Source organism: Staphylococcus sp. EG-SA-2 (assembly GCF_017152085.1).
On record NZ_JACYHC010000714.1, the window covers coordinates 1 to 1,793 of the forward strand.

Annotated in this window: 2 protein-coding genes and 1 pseudogene; all 3 read right to left on the reverse strand. The window is 34.8% G+C overall.

The features are described 5' to 3' along the window. Positions 1-382: pseudogene (locus IDG60_RS13025) on the reverse strand (hypothetical protein); the annotation flags it as partial. A 74-nt stretch (positions 383-456) separates the two neighbouring features. Further along, entirely contained in the window at positions 457-1,452 is a 996-nt protein-coding gene (locus IDG60_RS13030) for a DUF4352 domain-containing protein (RefSeq protein WP_000070642.1), read from the reverse strand. 80 nt (positions 1,453-1,532) lie between these two features. Further along, the coding region (locus tag IDG60_RS13035) for an excalibur calcium-binding domain-containing protein (RefSeq protein ID WP_206160773.1) at positions 1,533-1,793 on the reverse strand (261 nt) is incomplete at its 5' end.

The following is a 1,793-nucleotide window of genomic DNA, read 5'->3' on the forward strand; positions in this document are numbered from 1 at the left end:
TTTCTGACATATCATCAAAAATATTAATAATCGTACCATTGTGTCGATTAACAATAGCGCAACGTTTTAAAGGTGTGCCAACTGCATCGCGGACTAGATGTTCAACATAATATTCATGTTCATTACTCCGTTCAAGATTTGTTTTATAATTTAAAGTTTGATTTTCGTTAGCACCTCTTGCTTTGTAATCGTTTCGAACGATATCTTCGGCTTCTTGTGGTGTCATTTGCTTTTCTGTATTTGACTGTGTAGTGTTGTCAGTTTCTTGCGTCTTTTTAGTAGTGTCATTTGATTTACTATTATTTTCTTTATGTTGATTAGCACCGCAGGCAGTTAATAGTGAAAATGATAATGTGATTGCAACGATAGCTTTGAATTTCATTTTTTAATCTCCTTATATTGCTATGTATATTTATTTTTACCGAAAAAGAAGGGTAGCTGAGCTACCCTGAAAATTTATTCTGTTGAAGCATCATACATGTTATTTTCGTTGTGATTATTTTGACTAGGTGGTGCTTCACTAGTGGTAGGTTTGCTCTGGGGCATGGGCTCTACAGTAGCAGTTTCCTCATTAGATTCACTTTTTTCTACACTAGATTTATCACTTTTAGACGCATTCTGTTTATCCTCATCTTTACTAGACTTTTCGCTATCTTCAGAATCAGTATCCGCACTAGAAGTTGTAGCAGGTGTAGTAGCCGAAGCTTCATAATTTACATTATCGCTATTTGAACTCGCAACAGCTACTTCTGTATCTTGCTTGTCTTTTTTAGCTTTTGATGTTTTTTTAGCATCGGATAAATCAAATGTAATCTTCTTGACGCTAAATAAACTAGAAATAACTTCTAATTTTTTATCTTTTGCGTTGGCTATGTTTTCTGACACATCGAAAACAATTTTACCTTGTGCAGTGCTATCAGGATTTATACGCTGTAAGAAAAATGAATTTTCTATACTACCATTGTCACTTTGATTAGCAGACATTGAACCTGTATTATCTGCTTCAAATGTTTTATCACCGGATTTTAACTTAAACATTGAACTATCAATTGTTAACGCTTCTTTACCTTTGTTTTTAATCGTCACATCAGCAACGACAAATATACCTTTAGCGTTTGTTGGTGCAAGAGACGGTCCTACAGATTTCATAGTTTCCACTGAATTTACAGTGACTTCAAGGTCGCCATTTTTAACAGTTTCACCGATTTTATGGGTTTTGTTCGCTTCTTTAGAACTATTTCCACCAAGGTTACCAGTGACACCAGCTGTACAAGCTGAAATACCGATGATAATTAAAATAAATAATACTAGACAACCACCACAACCCCAGAACCATCCTTTTTTAGATTTCTTTTGTCCGTATTGCTGGTGCTGTTGGTTTTGTTGATTTTGGAAAGCTTGGAATTGTTCCCATTGTCTTCGTTCTTCTTCACTTTTGAATTGATTGCTCATGCCTAAAAAATCTCCCTCATTATTTACTATGTGATTAGTGCATAAAGCTAAATACAATTTGAATTCAATTCGCTTGTTGTTTAATTTTTATCAGGTTCACATGCACGATTATCTTTATCTCTATCTAAATGTGGACGATATGCTGGATGATCGGCAGTGACACCATTCGGATAAACTTGTCTAAGTTGCTTACAATTAGCAAATGATTGTTGCCTGTTTGTTTCAGTTGATGGTGAGGTCTTAGGTTGCGTGGATTGATGATGGTTACTTGATTGTTGCTTTTCTTTTAAATCATCTTTCAAGTCGTCTTGTGATTTATCTTCTGCAACGTTTGGTGTGTT

What these genes read in the sequence shown, in the direction of transcription:
- IDG60_RS13030 (WP_000070642.1), bottom strand. Translation starts at nt 1,452, where the DNA reads ATGAGCAATCAATTCAAAAGTGAAGAAGAACGAAGACAATGGGAACAA.